Annotated in this window: 20 protein-coding genes; 3 read left to right on the plus strand and 17 right to left on the minus strand. The window is 58.4% G+C overall.

The features are described 5' to 3' along the window. Positions 1 to 75: 75 nt before the first annotated feature. The 3 genes from RS887_RS02050 to RS887_RS02060 all read left to right on the plus strand — a co-directional run bounded on the left by RS887_RS02050 (position 76) and on the right by RS887_RS02060 (position 2,227). On the plus strand, positions 76 to 633 hold the full coding sequence (locus tag RS887_RS02050; protein WP_111282658.1) for a Smr/MutS family protein: 558 nt from the start codon (positions 76 to 78) through the stop codon (positions 631 to 633). A 540-nt stretch (positions 634 to 1,173) separates the two neighbouring features. Then, positions 1,174 to 1,416 (plus strand): hypothetical protein, encoded by a 243-nt coding sequence (locus tag RS887_RS02055; RefSeq protein ID WP_322614192.1) that lies wholly within the window; start codon positions 1,174 to 1,176, stop codon positions 1,414 to 1,416. After that, a complete protein-coding gene (locus RS887_RS02060; RefSeq protein ID WP_322614193.1) occupies positions 1,385 to 2,227 on the plus strand; it encodes an SDH family Clp fold serine proteinase in 843 nt (280 codons plus the stop codon). The genes RS887_RS02055 and RS887_RS02060 overlap by 32 nt, the downstream gene beginning before the upstream one ends. Positions 2,228 to 2,298: 71 nt before the next feature. Here RS887_RS02060 and rz1 read toward each other — a convergent pair whose 3' ends face one another. The 17 genes from rz1 to RS887_RS02145 form a co-directional block, all read right to left on the minus strand. Continuing rightward, positions 2,299 to 2,514: a lysis system o-spanin lipoprotein Rz1 gene (rz1, locus tag RS887_RS30465; protein WP_416339931.1), complete on the minus strand. Its 216-nt coding sequence runs from the start codon at positions 2,512 to 2,514 to the stop codon at positions 2,299 to 2,301. Between the two features lie 249 nt (positions 2,515 to 2,763). Then, positions 2,764 to 3,189 carry a cell wall hydrolase gene (locus RS887_RS02070; RefSeq protein WP_322614195.1) on the minus strand — a complete coding sequence of 142 codons (426 nt, stop codon included), beginning with the start codon at positions 3,187 to 3,189 and terminating at the stop codon, positions 2,764 to 2,766. Between the two features lie 59 nt (positions 3,190 to 3,248). Then, the gene (locus RS887_RS02075; RefSeq protein WP_322614196.1) at positions 3,249 to 3,509 is read right to left on the minus strand and encodes a hypothetical protein; all 261 of its coding nucleotides are present in this window, start codon (positions 3,507 to 3,509) and stop codon (positions 3,249 to 3,251) included. Beyond that, positions 3,506 to 3,796 carry a hypothetical protein gene (locus RS887_RS02080; RefSeq protein ID WP_322614197.1) on the minus strand — a complete coding sequence of 97 codons (291 nt, stop codon included), beginning with the start codon at positions 3,794 to 3,796 and terminating at the stop codon, positions 3,506 to 3,508. The genes RS887_RS02075 and RS887_RS02080 overlap by 4 nt, the downstream gene beginning before the upstream one ends. Next, positions 3,796 to 4,575 (minus strand): phage tail protein, encoded by a 780-nt coding sequence (locus RS887_RS02085; RefSeq protein ID WP_322614198.1) that lies wholly within the window; start codon positions 4,573 to 4,575, stop codon positions 3,796 to 3,798. Before RS887_RS02085 ends, RS887_RS02080 begins: the two co-directional genes overlap by 1 nt. A 9-nt stretch (positions 4,576 to 4,584) precedes the next feature. Next, the gene (locus RS887_RS02090) at positions 4,585 to 5,448 is read right to left on the minus strand and encodes a hypothetical protein (RefSeq protein ID WP_322614199.1); all 864 of its coding nucleotides are present in this window, start codon (positions 5,446 to 5,448) and stop codon (positions 4,585 to 4,587) included. A 301-nt stretch (positions 5,449 to 5,749) separates the two neighbouring features. Next, on the minus strand, positions 5,750 to 9,760 hold the full coding sequence (locus RS887_RS02095) for a phage tail protein (RefSeq protein WP_322614200.1): 4,011 nt from the start codon (positions 9,758 to 9,760) through the stop codon (positions 5,750 to 5,752). 39 nt (positions 9,761 to 9,799) lie between these two features. Continuing rightward, positions 9,800 to 10,384: a tail assembly protein gene (locus RS887_RS02100; RefSeq protein ID WP_322614201.1), complete on the minus strand. Its 585-nt coding sequence runs from the start codon at positions 10,382 to 10,384 to the stop codon at positions 9,800 to 9,802. After that, entirely contained in the window at positions 10,381 to 11,163 is a 783-nt protein-coding gene (locus RS887_RS02105; RefSeq protein WP_322614202.1) for a C40 family peptidase, read from the minus strand. Before RS887_RS02105 ends, RS887_RS02100 begins: the two co-directional genes overlap by 4 nt. 3 nt (positions 11,164 to 11,166) lie before the next feature. Beyond that, positions 11,167 to 11,868: a phage minor tail protein L gene (locus RS887_RS02110; RefSeq protein ID WP_322614203.1), complete on the minus strand. Its 702-nt coding sequence runs from the start codon at positions 11,866 to 11,868 to the stop codon at positions 11,167 to 11,169. Positions 11,869 to 11,922: 54 nt separating this feature from the next. Next, positions 11,923 to 12,267 carry a phage tail protein gene (locus RS887_RS02115; protein WP_322614204.1) on the minus strand — a complete coding sequence of 115 codons (345 nt, stop codon included), beginning with the start codon at positions 12,265 to 12,267 and terminating at the stop codon, positions 11,923 to 11,925. After that, positions 12,267 to 15,671, minus strand: a complete 3,405-nt coding sequence (locus RS887_RS02120) for a tape measure protein (protein ID WP_322614205.1) — start codon at positions 15,669 to 15,671, stop codon at positions 12,267 to 12,269. Before RS887_RS02120 ends, RS887_RS02115 begins: the two co-directional genes overlap by 1 nt. A 60-nt stretch (positions 15,672 to 15,731) precedes the next feature. Continuing rightward, the gene (locus RS887_RS02125; RefSeq protein WP_322614206.1) at positions 15,732 to 15,989 is read right to left on the minus strand and encodes a hypothetical protein; all 258 of its coding nucleotides are present in this window, start codon (positions 15,987 to 15,989) and stop codon (positions 15,732 to 15,734) included. A 302-nt stretch (positions 15,990 to 16,291) separates the two neighbouring features. After that, entirely contained in the window at positions 16,292 to 16,621 is a 330-nt protein-coding gene (locus RS887_RS02130; RefSeq protein WP_322614207.1) for a hypothetical protein, read from the minus strand. 39 nt (positions 16,622 to 16,660) lie between these two features. Continuing rightward, positions 16,661 to 17,158, minus strand: coding sequence for a hypothetical protein (locus RS887_RS02135; RefSeq protein ID WP_322614208.1), 498 nt, complete (start codon positions 17,156 to 17,158; stop codon positions 16,661 to 16,663). Positions 17,159 to 17,213: 55 nt separating this feature from the next. Continuing rightward, positions 17,214 to 17,600 (minus strand): DUF3168 domain-containing protein, encoded by a 387-nt coding sequence (locus RS887_RS02140; RefSeq protein ID WP_322614209.1) that lies wholly within the window; start codon positions 17,598 to 17,600, stop codon positions 17,214 to 17,216. Beyond that, entirely contained in the window at positions 17,593 to 18,171 is a 579-nt protein-coding gene (locus RS887_RS02145) for an HK97 gp10 family phage protein (protein WP_322614210.1), read from the minus strand. Before RS887_RS02145 ends, RS887_RS02140 begins: the two co-directional genes overlap by 8 nt.

An 18,171-nucleotide genomic window follows, 5' to 3' on the forward strand; every position in this document is an offset into this window, starting at 1 on the left:
CCCACCGCCGCGCGTTTTTGTCGCGCCCGATTCGCTTCGAGTTGGGTAAACTGGCCGCCCTTCGCGGAGGCTGACATGCAAGACGACGATTTTTCCCTGTTCAAAAGCGCGATCCAAGGCGTCAAGCCGATCAAGCACGATCGCGCCGAAACCGGCAAACCCAAGGCTGACCGCGCGCAGATCGCCAAGCTGCGTCTGGCGGCCAGCGTGCGCACCGAATCCACCACCGTCGACGGGCTGTCCGATCAGTTCGTCATCGACGTCGGCCCTGAAGACGAGCTGATGTGGGCACGTGACGGCGTGCAGGAAAGCCAGATGCGCAAGCTCAAGACCGGACAGATTCCGTTCGAAGGCAGCCTCGACCTGCACGGCATGAGCGTGGAAAAGGCCCGGGAAACCCTCTGGGCGTTCCTGGCCGAGGCAACCCGATTCGAAATCCGCTGCGTGCGCGTCACCCATGGCAAGGCAGTACGCCTGGACGGCAAGCGGCCGATGATCAAGAGCCACGTCAACACCTGGCTGCGCCAGCATCCACAGGTGCTCGGCTTTACCTCCTGCCAGGCGAAACACGGCGGTGCCGGAGCGGTTTACGTCATGCTCAAACGCACCATGATGGAAGGTCGCGACGAGTAAAGCTGATGCGTCACGCTTGCAGCGTCGTGTCCGCCACCGTACCCTTGCCCTTTGCGTAAAATCCCACAGGTAGTTTCATGTCCCTGGAACAGAATTACACCGCGATTCTAAAGGGGTAAGGCAAAGTACTCATGGCCAATGAAACCGGGCACTTCCTTACTTTGGAATACCCGGTTTTAACCTGCTTTACACGGTCAGTGGTACAAAAATTGGTACAAGCTTCATTCCCTCCTTCGGCGTCCTGCCCCCTCCTCACACCAAAACCTACTGCTCTCCGAATCTCATCCAACAGCCGCAGCGTCACCACTCACACAAGCTGCGTTGGGCTTATGGCTTCAATCAGCAATACGACCATTCGTCGAATCACACAGTGGCTTAACCAAGCAATTGCATATGCATTCTTCGGTTTACAAATTAATAGTTTGACAGCGACCTTGACGTGGAGATAATCCCGAGCCACTTTGTGTAAGCAATGTGCGTATCCTGTGGATAACTTGCATTCGTTACGTGCACCGCTGATCTTCAAAAAAGGAGCAGCTCATGACCAGCCTATTTTTCAGTGAATCAAGCGCCATGGTTCAGGCACGAAATTTATTCGGCACCCGAACAGATCAGGCCCTTGTAAAAGACGAGGTTACCTCGCCAGCCAGCCGTGACCCATACGAGGCAATCCGTCGAGCTAGTGAGCGGATGAATGCCGGAAAGACCATTTTCGCCCTCGGTGAAAATCAGACCACCCAAGATGAACAGGATGTTCGACGCCATGCCGGACTGCTTCCCTAGATCTAAGACTCTCCCTCCGCAGTCGCCGCTTTTCTGGGTCACGCATAAAGATCGGTATCTTCGTCAACAGCTAATCGCTGACATTCAGGAAGATACCGGCCGCGATTTAATTGTCTATTTCACTGAGTGCGAGCAATCAGGCGCACAAATTGATATGGGCGACGACGTGCTTTTTGCCGAGCTATTGCGAGGATCCCTCGGAAGACCAATCGACTTGCTACTTGAAACCAATGGTGGCTGGACCGATCCGACGGAAAAAATCTGCTCACTGCTACAGCAGGCAGCTCCAGACCTTCGGGTTATCGTTCCCAGACGAGCAAAAAGTAACGGCACCGTCATCGCTATGTGCGGCTCGACAATCATGATGGGAGTGGAATCTGAGCTGGGCCCAATTGATCCGTTTTACAACGGGGTCCCGGTAGATTTTATTCTCAACGCGCCAGCAGGCTCGTTCAACCCCATCGAGTATCAGCTCGCGTTAACAACTCGTGGCCAAACCGAGAAGCTTGCACGCGAACTGCTGTCACGAGGGATGATGTCGCATCTTGGGCCAGAAGAAATTAATGAAACCATAGCGAAAATGGCGACAAGGGGGCACTACCACTCCCATGGATCCGTCATCGATATGCGGGAAGCCGGCCTGCTTAAGCTGAACGTTACACAGCATGCAATGGATGATGCTCTTTGGCAGAAGCTTTGGCTGCTGAGAACAATGTACCAATACGACTGCCTTCAATCGGGCTACGCAAAGATTTTTGAAGCCCAAAAACTAAGTAGCGCCGTTAAGGTTACCCCTCGTCCAGCCCCCTGATACACCAGTAGTGAGCTCTTTAAGAGCTCACTGAATTTCCCGCACATAGGCCTGACAGGCCGCCAACGCGATCAGTCCTTGGTCGCCTCCGTTGGTGATCCCGATAATTCGTTGAGCATGCGCTGGGTCAAGTCGGGCACGCGTTTCTCCATGAACCACGCCGCCGGCGCCGGTGGTGGCAGGCACTGAACAGCCACCGGCTGAATCCGTGGCATCGAGGAGGACTGACAGCCGTAGATCAGCAGTGGCAAGGCGATCGCGCAGGCGAGCCTGATCTCTTTGTGCATTGGTCAAAACCTCATGATGTGTTTGGTCGCTGGCCGACAGTCGCTGCTCGAGCGCCAGGCGCTTATCCTGATCGGCGCGAACCCGGGCAGCAGCCGCGTTGCTGATAGCGGTGAGATCGTCCTGATGCAGCCCGGCCTGCTCGGCCAGTTGCTTGCCGTAACGCCAGTCCTGAACCTTCCACACGCCACCGGCGGTGGCCAGCACCAGCAGCAAAGCACCTGCCAGCGCCAGCTTCAGCGAGGCCGGGTTCATGGCACATCCCTGAAGAACACGTGGTGCCCGAGCACAAGCGTCTGCTTGGCACCTTTCACCCAGGCCGGTGGCTTGGGCATGGTGGTCGCGTAGTAATGGGTGGCGCCGCCGGTGGGGTCCGGCACCTTTCCATCGACCACCTTGTCAGCGGCAATCCGCGCCTGCGCGAGCTCACGGAACGGGATTTTTCTCGCGCCACTCAGGTAAGCGAAGTTCGGGTCGTTCCTGTTCCAGCAGCTGAACTGGTAGGGCTTCTGGCACACGCCGGAATAGCCCTCCCCCCACCACGACTTGTCCTTGCCGTCGTTCACCCGGTTGCGGATGGTCCAGGCCACGGCAATTTGGCCGGCAAGGGATTCGCCGCGAGCCTCGCCCCACAGCGTGCGGGCGAGCATGTCGCGGTCTTTCTCGGATACGGGCATCACTTTTCTCCGGGCAAAAAAAATCCCGCACTTGGCGGGCCTTGGTGTGCGCGAGGCACTTAGGCTTCGTTGATCTCGGACGCTTCGGCACTCACCGGCAACGGGTACCGAGCTTTGATGGCGGCCACTGAGGCAAGCCACGCGGTGTAATCAGGCTCCAGGCCCTGGGAGAGCGCGTCGTAGTCAGCCTCCAAGCGCAATGGATCTGACTCGGCAAGGTAGGCGGTCCGACGCGCATTGAGCGCAGCCTCAAGCTCGGCATTCTTGCGTTCTTCCAACTGCTGCTCGGCGGTGACCATTTGACTGAAGTCGATGTTCATTCTGGAAGCCTCACTTCGCCATCGGGTGGGTTGATGATGTCGCTGGGGAAGCGGACCGCGATACTGGAAGCCGCGTCGCAAGGAATCCCCAGGGCGATAATGAGATCACCATTACGGCGAGTCACATCGCCCACCAGGTGCTGGCACTGAACGGCCGACCAAGGTAGCACCGCCCCCTCCGGCAGCTGCCGAAAGTCGAACGACTCCCCGTTGATGATCAGCACATCGCCGGATTTTTGAACTGAAAGCGGCGCCCGGCCGCCCTGCGGTGAAAGCTTGATGATCATCAGAACCACCTCCCGATTGCTAAATACGATCCACTGACAATTGTTTGCGCGACCGCACCGTTGCGGAAGAGCGCGGTGGCCGACCAGTTCGCCTTTGAGTTGGTTCGGGTGTAGCCATAAACATCATTGCTCGTGTTAGGGCTGCCAAAGGCCTGAAAGGTGTACGCGGTGTCAGCAAACAGCACCGGGAACACGCCCGCCGGCGAAACCGTTGCGACGGCTCCGGCGGCCACAGCGAAGTCAGCAATTGGCCCAGTGCAAATCAACCGGCCGTCTGCAAACTTCGTGGCCTCACCGTTCGCGTTCACCACCTTTTCAAAAATGGCGCCGGTCGGTACACCGCCGCCTTGCGAGACGATTCCGAGAATGGCCGCGATAGCTGCGGCGCCCAACCCCAAGCCGGCACGGGCCAAAGCCGCAGTGTTGCCACCCGTTCCGCCTTTTGCCACCGGCACCACGTTTTCAGTAGAGACCGCGCCGAGCCCGGCCAACGTCGCGCCCCATTGGTCGACCAATTGCCGCACGCGGTCGGCAGTCTCTTTGACGTACCCCTGAATCGGTGCCAGGGCATACGCCCCAGCTGAGGCGTTAGCCCCCTGATACGCGGGGAGAATCGACAGCACCGTAGCGCTGGCAATGTTCGAGACTTCGTACCAGCGCCCATCCGGGCCTAGAAAAGCATCGCCCACACGAGCGTTGGCGGCGAAGGCCGTACCGGTGCCGGTCACGGTGGTGCCGCCGCTAGTGACAGCGACTGTTCCTGATCTGTACCAGGGCATGGTTATTCCTTATCCGAAGGGGAATGGTAGATCTGCAGTTTTGATGTAAAGAGCAACTGGGTAACGGTCAGTCGGCACGCTGTACCAACCCACCGGCCTTGGGGCCACACCTGTTGTTAAAGTTGTGCCGGCTGACGCACCGAACATGAAACTAATACCGCCAACTCGCCCATATGCGCCTTCAATAACAGCGTATGCAATGGGTGTCGGCCCTTGGTTATCAACAGTTGATGCCGCCCTTGACCATGGCAGATGTACTGCGTACTCAACACCCGCTGTCAATGCAACATCAAAACGACAGTCCTGTTTACTGTTGTTAACGTTGTCATCATCTTGACGGCCGACGAAGACTCCATCCGTGTAGGCCGTTTGAACCCCATAAGTACCAGATGGCGCTGTTGGTGGCGGTGGCTGGTACGTACCGGCAATGTTCAGTGGTGGCTGTAGTGAGTTGAACGTGAGAACACCATTTGAATCATACGTCTTCAAATACGGTGATCCCGCAATATTGTCAGCCATCAAATCGAAGCAGTAGAACTTGGTGCTCGCACTTGCATTGGAGAAATGATAGGTAATGCTGGTTCCTGACGTTGTAGTGCCATTCAGACAACCAGACCCGACCAAAAACACGATAGGCGATTTAGCATTGGTTACGGTGAAGCTCCACACCTGATCAAAATTCGCTGGAGAATTGACTGATGATGAAGCTGTCCAGTTGGCTCCATCCGTGGGGTCTAACTGGGCTGACTTGAGGGTTCTGCGCGTCCAAGACGAACTGTAAGCAAGGTACCCACTCTTGACCAAGCCATAGGTGATTTTGCTTGTATCAAACAACAAGCTACCGTCAGGCTTCTTAACTATTAATTGCGGCATTAATAGTACCCATAATAAATTCTGGCGTTAGCTGAAAAGAACCCCCACCCGTTAGTGGCGTAAGAATACGCCCATGACAACGTGCTACCCGAAAGCGTTACACCGGGCAGTTTCCCGGTCACGCCCGTCGTAACAAGCGGCACAATAATGTAGTACTGAGTTTTACCCGTCGGAGGGGCGGGAATGGTTATTCCTCCATTCACGCCCCCTGTATCAACAAACCCTTGCGTTTGACTGATAAACATAGTCATGTCGACCATTACCTGGCCGGCCGCGTTTTTGATTGTAATTCCCGTCATCGCTATAGGCTCAAGTCAATGCCTAGCACCCCATTAGGGTGATAAAACTTCAAGGCGTTACTTGTAAGCTGCATCCTCCCCCCGCCATAGGTGCCGTTCATTTCAAAACCACCATCCTTGTTGATGATCCAACCACTTGTGTTGAACACATAGTTGTTGGACTGAATGTAGTTACCAATCTTGGCGTTACTGATGGAGCCGTCCTCAATGAATGCCGATCGCATGAACACCTGCCCGCCAGTGACAGCAAACGGAGAAGACAATGTGCCGTTGATCCCGTTAACCACGGCAAACAGATCCGCGCTCACCAGGAACTTGCTTTGCAATCCCGCCGGGCCGTTCTCAATGCCCAAGCCAATGCCCGCCGCCACGTACTGACCTTGGCTGTTCAGCTGCATTTTGACCGACCACATCGTGCTGGCCTTGCCGTCGAGCGCTACCACCGCCTGACTGACCGTCTGCACCGCTGCGTTTGTGGTGCCGATGGACACTTCCAGCTGTTCCGAGCGTCGCGCCTGGGCTGTATCACCGTCCGCCCTGACGCGGGTTTCCTCGGCAAACTTCGCCGTAGATCCCCACGCCTGCAACGCTCCAGCCAGTTCGCCTTCCGCATCATCGTCCCGCCCGGTCGTGTAGACGGCCTCGACGGTTGTCCGCAGCGTAGCCACCGCCACGTTGGTATCGACCTGAGCGTCCTGCACGTCCTGGATCTTCGCGGTGTTGTCCCCGACCCCTAAAACAATCGTATCGATCCTTCTCCCCAGCGCATCATCAGCTCCAACGCGGGCCTCGGATTCAGCACCGATGTCCGCGGTATTGCCACCGACCGATGCGCTCAACAACTCCAAGCGGCTCGCTGTTGCAGAGCGGTCGATGACCTGCACCGTCTCCAGGGTGCGAATTCCGGCTTGGTTGTTTGCGACCTGCGCATCGAGTGTGGTCAGGCGGATGGCCGTTGCTTCCCTTTCCGTGGCGCTGGTTCGCACTTCCACCGCAGCCCTCGCGGCGCTATCCCACGCATTCAGGCCCCCGGCTAAATCCCCTTCCCCATCATCATCCCGATACGACGCCTGCAGTGATTGCAGGGAAGTCGACGCAGCCGTGACCTTGCCGTCTACCGTGGTGATGTCGGTTGTGTTTTGGCTGATCTGCACCGCCTGGGCGTTGACCGTCGACACGATGCCGCCGATGTCTTGCCAGTAGGTCGGATTAGGCGGCGCATTGGCCCCGCCGGCATTGGCTGGCACGGCCTTAATGGCGGTGTACAGGCGCTGACCGCCGCGCACGTTGTCGTCTTTCAGGTAGCTTTTCGTCGGCACGTATTCCAGTGCGTCTGTGATTTGGTCGATCCGGTCGTCAAGCGCATCCTTGGCCGCATCAATTCGACCATTGACAGACTCCGGTCCGTCGCCAGAGATCTTGTCGATCTCATCGAGCAGATGCTGGCCAAGTTCGGACTCGGTGATCTGGCCGGAGATCATGTCCAGGATCGGGCCGGCTTCAGAGCTGGCCTGCCCCATCACGCCGTTTGCCACTGGAAAGAACGGGCCGATGTTGCCGGTCCGGTCAACCAGGCGCGCCCAGAAGAAGAACCGCGCGCCGGCCAGCAGGCTCTGCATCCGGTAGTCAGCCTGCGGGTAGGCCAAGTCGGCCAGCTTGGTCGCTGAACCGAGGTTGTTGGTTTGGCCGTACCAGAGCTCGGTGCGCTGGGTGTCCTTGGCACCGATCGGGAATCCCCACTTGATACCGATCCCGAACAGCTCGCTGGTGGTGGTCAGGAACGACACCGCCGGCGGCAACCCGGTTTTACCCAGCAGGTCGGTGAGTACCGAGGTTGTAGGAATAGAAGCAACATTCAATGCACTGACTGCACGAACCCGGGCCAGATACTGGCCGGAGTAGATACCCCGTACATCCACAGCTAGCTCACCGGTGCGTGGAACCTTGACCCACTCTCGGGCGCCCCAGCGCCATTCGACGTCATACCCGACTGCGCCTGGTGCAGCATCCCAAGCGATGGTCATGTTCGTGACGGCAATACCCTGCTCAACGACGACATGCTGACTGAGCAGCACGCGAGCCGGTGCAGCCTGTGTGCCGACCGGAATACCGCTAATTGGCCGCGTATCAACGACCGCGCCGAAATCGATCGCGTCGAACTTACTTGGCTCGTGCTGAATCATCTCGAACTGAAACTGGTGCCACTCAGGACGCGTCACGTTGCGGACATAGAACTGCATCAGCTTCAGGTCGTCGTAGTCGATCGCCCATCCACATTCGGCCTGTGGTACCTCGCTGTAATCCGCCATTACGGTCAGAGCTCGACCCACAGCCGACTTCACCACGCGGGCTTCTGACTTGCCGCTGGGCAAGTTGACGAAGAGCCTTGCACCGGCTGGCACCGGAGTATCGCGATCCAAGGTGATTACTCGGCCCGCAACCGCAGATATACGCCCACCATTCGCACGGCCAGCCAGCGCCGGATCGGCGATGGCAATGACCTGGCCCGGCTTGGGAATTTGCCCATCAAGCCCCACGCGTATGGTAGCGCCACGTGTTTGCAACTGCTCGGTCAACAGCGCCCATTGCCCAGCACGCTGCCCTTGGCCCAGCGACGTGCAGCCGATGGCGTCGACGGCGAGCTCACGCACCATGCCCAGATCGGCCATAGCGGCGTCATCGAACACTGGCTCCTTATCAGTCTCGAACCCTTGATCCGGATTATCCCAAGCGACCATCGCCAGGGTGTGCCGGTCGCGCGCCCGGGTGCCCTCGTACTTGATCTCACCGTTATTGAGGATCTGCGATGGGCTGTAGGTGTAAACCGGATCGCCGGGCATATCGGCGTTGACGACAATCTGGCTTCCATCCCAGTAGGCCATGCCGTGGAAAATCGAGGCCAGATCCTGCAATACCGCGTAGGCCTCGGCTTGCTTCTGAAAGTACAGGTTGCAGGTGAATCGCGGCTCTTGACCGCCCTTGCCGTCCGGTACCATCTGGTCGCAATACTGCCCGATGCGGTACAGCGACCACCGATCAACCATGGTCGCGTCGATGCGCTCGCCAAGACCGTAGTACGGATGCAACACCAGGTCGTAAAACACCCAGGCCGGGTTGTTGGTGTAGGCCTCCTGAAAGGTTCCGTCCCAAACGCCTCCGCTTGTACCAGCGCCACTGGTGCGGTAAGTCCTGGTCGCAGCGTCGTAGTTGGCAGGCACCCGCACGATGCGCCCGCGCATCAGTGCCGCGACCTTGGCGATGTCTCCACCGAACTGCTGGGCGTCGTACTCAAGGCAGCCTACTGCGGTCAACGGGTATTCCTGATCGCTGTCGACCACCTCAGCAATGGCCTCGACCAGCATCCCGTCTTGAATCAGCGAGCTGTTCGCCTCAGGTGTCAGACGCCGAACACGGATTGTCCAACGACTGCCGGCGGGGAGTTCAATCCGGTGAGAACGTTCGTACTTCGTGACGTTCTTGCGGTCGACGAAAGAACTGAGGACTTGAACGTACGGACCGGCGTCGGTCGAAATCTCAACGGAATACTCGATCCGGACGCCGTTAATGTTGCCGCTGGCATCCTGGCTTTGCAGTTGCGGCCACGCGAGGCGAATGCGGACGGCGTCGATCAGGGAATTGTTAATGGAGTGCAGCCACGGCGTGGTGCTGACCAACGGCTGATTCACGGAAATTTCATTGCTCGCTTCCGAAATCCCTTCGAGGCGCGACTGGTTCAGCTCTCCAGAACGGAACTGCCACTTCACGCCTGGGAAGTTGAGCGTTCCGTCCTCAGCCTGCACCGGCGTACCGTCGAGCTTGAGCGAACGAAGACCATTCACCAGCCCAACGATCGGCCCCCAGCTCCAGAGGTAAACAATCCGGGCCGTTGCAATAGACGGAACGCTGTTGGATGCGATGCTCGGCTGCTTCTGCTTGGCCTGGCCGCCCTTGCTGCCGGCAACAGCGCGGCGTTTGCGCGGTGCAGTTCGCGGCGCCTTCTTTGCTGCGCTCATTGGCCTCTCCAGAATGCAAAAACCCGCCGAAGCGGGTGATTAAATGTTGTCTTGGGTGTAGATCCCGCCGGACTCAATCGCCCCGCCGATCTCCCGCTCGCCGTAAAGCAGCGGGTACGGGTTGCCCTGGGCAATGGTCGTGACTGCTCCGCCGAAGCCGTAGCTCGGGTTGTTGCCGTCTTCGTTTTTGTCGCTGGTGTTGGACTTCGTGGTGGGAGACAGCATTTGCACTACGCCACCCAGCCCCATAGCGGCACCGCCGGCGAGCAAGGCCGTGCCCAACGTTGAGGTCGTGCCACCGGTGAACATCCCACCCACGATTAGCGCCACACCGAGCAGGGTTTGAAACATGCCCGCCTGCTTGCTGCCCTGAATGATCGGCATGATGCGGATATCGCCACCGCTGGAATCCTTCAGGTCGAGCTCAGCTTCGGCGAGGTTTCGATCATCGACGAACACAGCGAAGACAAGCCCCCGCTCCTCCGCTTGACGCAGAAACTGCTCGAAGCCTGGCTTCATGTTGCACAGCGCGCTCATCGCATCGCGTACACCGTGGATATCCAGCACATACTGGCGACCGAAGCGTTTACCCAGCACACCACCCAACTTTATGGTGCGCATCATGGTCGGTAGTCCTTGTGCCGAAGAATCAACTTCACCCGGTTGGCCTGCGACCAGCCGTAGACTTCACGACTGGCAAGACGTCCGGGCATGTGGTGATAAATGAATGGGCCGGCGCCGCCCAGGGTGGCCGCCGGCTCGCTGACCAAAGCGGGCTCATCGCCCAAGTAAATCGCCGCATGGTTGGGATGAAAGCAGTTTCGGCCCGGGGTCGGGATCTGCAACACCAGCATGTCGCCACGCCGCGCCGTCTCCACCTGATAGAAACCGGTGGCTTTGAAGTTGTCTTCGTACAGGCTCGGACCTGATTCGTCTTCCCACCACAGGTCATGTCGCTCAAAGTTCGGCAAATGCAGCCCAGCTTCACGGGCATACCAGTCCCGGCAAGCGGCCCAGCAATCCAATAGGCCGTGCGAGAAGTCCCGGCCCAATAATGGCGCCTGGAAACCCGACGGCTTGAACCATTCAATCTCGCCACCCGGCCACCCGACAATGCCCCACGGCAGCTCATGCAGCTCGCAACTGACCCGGTCGGCCATGCTTGGAGTCGGAGACTTGTCCGGGTGGCTGTGAATGATCGCCAGCACCTCGCCGCGATCCTCGGCAGCAGCCTGATCCCGCTCGCAAATCTGGAAGTTTTCCCGGTCAGTTTTCGCCACGTTGGCACACGGCACATATTCACGGCCATCAGCGGTGTTAATCAGCAGCCCGCAGGCTTCAGCCGGATAGGCCTGAGCCGCGTGAGCGCGAATCGTGTCCTGCAATTGTTTGTTGATGCGCATGGATTACCTCGAGCTTGCGATCAGGCTCGCGCCCATTGACCCGCCGAACCGGCGAGTGTTGCCGCGCAGCTTGCAGCTGCTCCACCAGCCGCCGCAGCGATCGAGCGCAGGGTTGTCGGTGGGCTGATTCTTTTTGTCGAACATGACGCTGCCGGTGTACGCGCAGGCCTCGCCCCGGTACCCGCCGCGACAAGCCCATCGGCAGAGCTTGGTGATCTGTTGCGAAGGCAGCTGCTGGCCTTCCATGTCCGTGGGGCTCGACAGAGAAAACACCACCGAGGCGCGACTTTCTTCGGTCTTCTGCTCGATGTACCAGAGGTTGATCTTGCTCTGATCACTGGCAGTAGGATTCCCCTCGGGGAAGTTCGCCGCGTCCAGAAAGTGCCGAAACGTTTCGATAACCCGCACCTTAGCGCCGGCCAAATCACGGAACTGCAAACACAGCGCGGTGATCGCTCCGGGAACGCCACCTAACTCGTTGGCCACCTGTAACGTCGGCGATGCCGGACGGCCATCCCCCCGAATATCGAAGCCCTTTGCCGTGATTTGGAGCGGTGAATACACCTGCCCCTGCCAGATGATGTCGGCCTCCTGGGCGTGCCCATGGAAGCGCCAGAGGTTTGCACCAAGGCGAGTGGCATCGAGCTCGAAAAGCCGAATCTGGTTGCCCGGCTCGAGCTTCTGGATGTCAGTGCTGTAGTTCATGAGCCTCCAGAAACAGAAAGCCCCGCACTTGGCGGGGCTCGATTGAGTGATGGATCAGGGGGTGTAGACCTGCTTGAAGACGAAGGTCAGCGTATAGAGCGTGCCACCTTGTGGCCGCGACTTATACCCAGTACAGCGGTACCGACCTTGCACGTCACCAGGTGGTGTCCAGAGGAAGGATTTGTAACCCTCGTGGCGATCAAGGAACGCCTGCACCAGTGGCAACTCATCCCCCGCCTCCAATGAGCCGGTGTGCGTGAGATTCCAGACCTGGCGCTTGGTGTTGATGCCAATCCCTCCAGCCTGGACATAGCCATCACCGAATTCGTTCTCCCAGGTTGATTGCGAGACATCCCCATCAGCCCCAAGCTGAACGTCGAAAATGAATACTTCGGCCATCAGTTACGCCTCCAGAGTCTTCCACCTTGGCGCATTTCCCGATCGAGAAACTGACCGAACCGCGATTCGAGGCCAGCACTGATTGATTCGCCCTGCATTTGCGCTTGTTGCTCGCTCATGCCTGGCTGTGCCTGCACGGTCACCGGGGCGTTGAAAACGATGGGAGCCGGACCGCCGGAGGAAGAATCACCACCGGTACTGCCAGACGGCCTGATCATCGCAGCCTTGCCGTTGGCCATTGCCTCTAGGGTTCCAACGCCAATCCGGGCTGTAGCCTCCGAGTTGAACACGTACTCGCCGCGGTGGACCGGACCGGCAACTTCGTCACGTCGCCCATTACCGGTGTAGCCACCCTCCATAAAGCCAACACCAGACATGGCCGTCATGCCTACCGCCGAAGCAAGTGGGCCCGTGACGCTCAACGCCGTAGCCATTGCAGCAGGCGCGGCCGCTGGACCAATGATCGGAATCGCCGCGGTGGAGGCATAGGCGTTCAGTCCGGCCTGCAAAGACATCGCCGCCGCATTGGCGCCGAGCGTCCCTGCCGCCGTTGCCTGGGTGGATTTCCCGACCAGCATCTGCACACCCTGATAGATCAGCCACTGCGCGGCCATGTCGCCCAATGCCTTCAACATCGACTTGGCAAAGTTACCGATCATGTCGCCCAGGGCATCACTCGCATCTTCCGCGCCGCTGGCCACATCCGAGAAGAACGTGCCCAGCCCACCGGTCGCCTCGTTCAGCGCGGTGTTGGTGACGTCGGCAGCCTGTGCCGAGTAGTCACGCGCTGCATCGGCGTAATTGGCCCACGCCTCATTGACACCATTCATCCAGTTGGCTTGCTGCTCATCCGTTGCAGCGTAAAAGTCCTGCTGGTGTTGTAGCCGCTTGTCGTACTCACTTTTGAGAACTGCCGTTTCCTTGGCGTATAGCGAGTCTTCAAGCTGGCCGGTGTTGTGCTGCTCCTCGAGATTGGCCACATCAGCGGCGTACTTCTGACGCATCACCAGATCAGCGCGCATCCGGTCGCGGGTCTTGTCGCCCATCCCAACACCGGCAAGCTCTTGGTCGAAGCCATCCTTCGTGGTTTGGGTGGTCAGCGCCTGGGCGTTCTTGAACGCCGTAAGCTTCAGATCGTCCTCGTTCGCCTTCTTCAGCTTATTCAGCGCATCCAGCTCAGCGGCCATGCCCATCAGCCGCTTCTTTTGCGCCTCACTGAGCTTTCCAAGCTTCCCTTCTTGGAGTTCGAACGACAGTTTCTGAACCTCGGTGGCATCCTTCTGCTTATCACCGGTAGTGTTGATCAGCTCGATCTGGCGCTTGTAACTCTCTTCGGTCGATTCGAAATCCTTGAGCTGCTTCTTCGCCGCCGACTCAGCTTCGCTGGCGTTCTTTTTTGACGCCTTGGCGGCTGCATCATCAGCGGCCTTCTGTGCATCCTTGGCGGCTGCCGCCGAACGGATGGCAACGATCATGCCTTCCGTCAGGTCGGTGTTCTCGGAGATAAACCTGTTTGCCGCTTCGAGGGCTGTTTTGTCCTGGGCGGCACCCAGCTGCTTTTGCAGTTGCTCGAGGTATGTCTGACCGACCTGATCCGCAGCAGCGATTGCGGCGTTGTTCTTGCCGCGAGACGCGGTATTGGCGTCCGTCTCACCGGTCAGCTCCGCCAGCGTCTGCCGCTGCTTATCAAGGATAACGGTAAGGTCGGAAACCTTGATTTGCCCGGTCTCAATCGACTGTGCCATTTCCTCCGTGACACCTGGAATCTGTCTGACCTGGTCTGCCACGACCTTCCAATCTACCGCCTGTCCTTTTGCAGAGTTGGCAACGGCCTTGTTGACAATGTCCATAGCCGATTGGAACTCGGCTGGTAGCGGAGCCATGCCGCCCATAAAACCAGAAGCACCGGCAAGACCGGCGTTAGTTAAACTAGCCTGAAACTCGAAAGCGATCGAACCGGCTGCTGTAGCAAGGTCCTTTTCTGTATCTGCGATTGAGGCACGCAACTCGCGCAAGGTGACGGACTGTGTAGCCCGATTGAGCTTATTGAAACGCTCGGTCAGTTTGTCGAGCGGGTCACTCAGATCACCCAATTTCTGCTCGAGAACACTCGTGTTGTCGCGCAGAGTGAGAAACGCAGTCGCGGCGCCAATTGCTAACAATGCGACACCAGCGGGCCCGCCCAACAACCCAAGGACTGTCCTCGTAGGACCTACTACAGCCGATTGAGCAACCGCCACTGCGTTGGTTGCTCGAGCTTCGGCCATCCTCGCTTCCGCAAGCTGGAGGGACATTTGAGTCTGTACAGCCGTCCCCTTCGCTGCTATCGATTCTTTCTCTGCTAAAAAAACGGCAGTTTGAGCTTTTTTCTGATCGGCTTGAGCGGCGAGCAAAGCAGACGCTGCTTGTGCGCGACGTGCCAGGGAGTCCTCAATCGCAGCTTTGGTAGAGAGAACTGATGCGGCAGTTGACGTTGCTAACCCGCGCGCAAAAACGGCCAGAGCACCGGCGGCGGCGACACCCGCAATTTCCGCAAGAGTTTCGAAGTTATCTGCAATGCCACTGATAACTCCGGCAAGAGCACCGGTGCCATCCGTGCTTTCGTTGAGCCGACCAACGTACACGGTGAAGGCGTTTGACAGATTTTGAACCGCATCGCGGACGGCCACACTCATGCTGTCCGCCAAGACCCCATTGGCCTCAGCAGATTTTTGCAAGCCTTCCGTCAGGACGTCCAGGCTGAGCTTGCCCTGAGCTCCGAGGCTACGAATCTCTTCAGCCGTCCTACCGGTTGATTTGGCGATGGTGTCGACTACTGTTGGCATGGCCGCGAGAATCGACTGCCAACCATCAGCTTCGACCTTCCCGGTTTGCAGCGCCTTTGAATAGGCGTCGATGGCGGCACTGGCCTTATCGGCCGAAGCTGAGTTGGTCACCAGCAAGAAGCTGAAGCTGTCCATCACATCCAGCGCCTGGCCGGTGTCGTAGCCCATCGATTTCAAGCTGTCAGCCGTCCGGATGTAAAGCTCTTGCGCTTCACTCAGCGGACGATAGGTGCGCTTGGCGGTTTCCAGCAGGCGCTGTTGCACCAGGTCATATTCGCTAACACTACTGGTGGCCATACCAATTCGGTCGGACATTTGACCGTAGGAGTCTGCCGTCTCGATTATCTTGCTGATAGACGCGGCACCAATGGCTGCAGCAAGAGCACTCTTGATCAGCCCAGCAGCGCTTTCAGCGCTCTCGCCAGCACGGTCAAAAGCCTCATCGACACGCGCCAGACTCTTATCGATCTTGCCAGACGCCTGGGCAACACTGGAGTCTGCGCGGGCCATTTCCTGGCGCAGCTGTGCGGTGGTCGCCTCAATGCGGACCAGCATTCCCTGAACGTCTGTATCTGCCATGCATTTCTCCTGGCAACAAAAAACCCGCCGTAGCGGGTTTTAGTGGATGGCGAATGAAAACTAGTTTTTCCTTGAGTTCGCTCGATTGGCGGCATCGGTAATCTTTCTGATCCGCCGCTCTTCTTTGGCCTGCTGCCTAACTGGGTCGGAGGCTCTACGTTCCCAAACAAAAATCACCGCCAGAATTATCAACACTGACGCCAAAGAAAACAGAATTACATTTCCCAGAGACAACACCAACGCAACGAGCCCCAGAAAAAACCCCGGAGCCAATGCAACGGCTATGACCAGAAGAAGTAAGACTATGAGGAATTGCATCGGTTTTGACTCCGTTCAAACCGGTAGCGTATCAAAAAAATGGTATCCCCCCAATCAACTGCCCCGCCGCCCCGTCAGCGCCTGGCGCAATTTGGCGGCGACTGTGGACGGTTTCGGCTTTTCCTTCTGCCCAGCTGATTTGCCACCAAATGGATTGGTCATCTGCGCCCATTCAACCCGGGCATCCACTGCCAGAAACAACTCTGGGAGTGGAGTACTCCAAGCCACCTCAGGCGACCAACCAAGCCACCCAGTGGCCACCGCGTAAAGCCGGTCAACGTAACTGCCGTCTTCGACAGCACTTACGCCTTCGCCGGCTGCTGCTTTCCCGGGTCAGTGCCCTTGGGATTGTAAAGCGCGACCAGGTACGCATTGAGCTTAACGGACACTTCCAGTACACCTTCTTGCCAAACCTGCTCAGGGATTGCCTCGGAGGCTTTCCCGGTCAGGCCTGCACCGCTGGCGATGATCACAGCGCAACCATCAACGCTCAGGGCGTTGATTGCCTGAGATGCGCCACGCAAGCCACCAAAGTGGGCTTCAATCGCCCGCACTGCGCCGAGGGTGGGCTTGAGGGTGTAAGTCTCACCATCGAGTGTAATGTCGACGGTACCGAGCAGGGTCTTGCTCATGTGACGGATCCTTAAGAATCGGGGCCGAAGCCCCGCAGGTTAGGCGGCGGCAGCCGGGAGGATTTCGAGGATGTCGGAGTTGATGCCGATCGTGACGTTGCGGCGAACCACGTTGTCAGCGGCGCCGGCGGCGACGGTGTTGTTCATCACCTTGCCGCGCAGGTAGAACGTAGTCGGCAACAGTGCCGGAGTGGCAAGCGGATCGCCGTCATTCAATGTGATCTTCATGTTGTAGTCGCCCTTGCTGCGGTCCTTGTGAGCGACTTTCAGTTTGGCTTGGCCCAGGTCGCCGTTGTCGAGGCCGACGGTCAGGGTCAGGTCGCCTGCATCAGCAGTGCCCTTGTACTTGCGCACCCGGCCATCACGCAGCGAGGTGAAGGTCACGGAACTGAAGGTGTCGCCAAACTCGCCAAGGTCTTCAACTTCGCCAATTTCGACGTAGGTGTCGGCTTTGTAGAGCGCTTCGGTGTCAGCGCCGTTCTTGCTGCCGATAGAAATTCGGCAGCCGGCGGCTGTATTGAGGTTGTCTGCGGCCATGGGGGTTCCTCCAAAGGCACATTGGATAAAGCCGCTCGGCGGCCAGGGTTTGGATTCAGTGGGTGGTGATAACGCGGACCGTGATCGATCCCTGGTACGTGACGCCGTCAGCATCGCGCTGGGCATCGGCCTGCTCTACCCTGACGGAAACAGCGCGGCCCACCGTCAAAGGCAGTTTTCGCTCGTCCAAGGCGGCAACAATCTCGCCAATGATGCGCTTCACTTCGGCTTGACCATGAGCATCAGACCAGACAGACAAATAGATCAGGCGCTGCTCGCGCTTCCTGCCGGCGATTGGCGAGCTATTGGTGGATATCTCCCGATCAAACGAGACATACGGCATTGGCGAATCCATGGGCGCACCGTCGTAGACCGGGCACGAAACCTCGGCCTCCAGCCGTGCGAACAGCGCTTCCTGCAATGCAACAGATGGATCAGCCATTGCTCAAACCCTCACTCGCCTTGCGCAACGTATCGGCAACCGCTGCCCGAATGTTCGCCAGCACAAACTCCCGGTTCACATCCTTTGAAGGGCGAAGCCAAGGGTGAGCCGGCCGGGCCGGAATATCCGGGTATTTGCCAAAAAAGGTGGTGCCATCCGATTTGTTCTTGGTGTCCCGCGCACGCAACGCATTACGGCGCCCGGACAGCTTCGACTTATCGCGGTTGTTGGTATGCTCCCCTCCGACCGCGTTTCGGTCAGCCCGCCGATACAGCGTGCCGCTGTAACCCTTGGTGCCGTACTCCAGAAAACGGAGATAGAAAAACCGCTGTGAGTCGCGTTTGCCTCGAATGCCGATCTCGGCGTTGAGGCCGCTCTTCGAAACGAACACCTTCAGGGCGGCCGACGCTGCACCAGTATCCTTGGGGATGAGTTGCCGCATCGTGGCCAGGATGCGGTCAGCGCTCTCCTGCATAACGCCAACCAACTCGTTGTCCATCGTGGCGTGGATGTTGCGCAGGGTCCGACGCAGCTTGAAGTCACCAGACATCCGCGAACGACGGGCGGCCAT

The sequence above is a fragment of the Pseudomonas sp. BIC9C genome (genome assembly GCF_034541995.1).
In the GTDB taxonomy this organism is placed as follows: Bacteria; Pseudomonadota; Gammaproteobacteria; order Pseudomonadales; family Pseudomonadaceae; genus Aquipseudomonas; species Aquipseudomonas fluorescens_CC.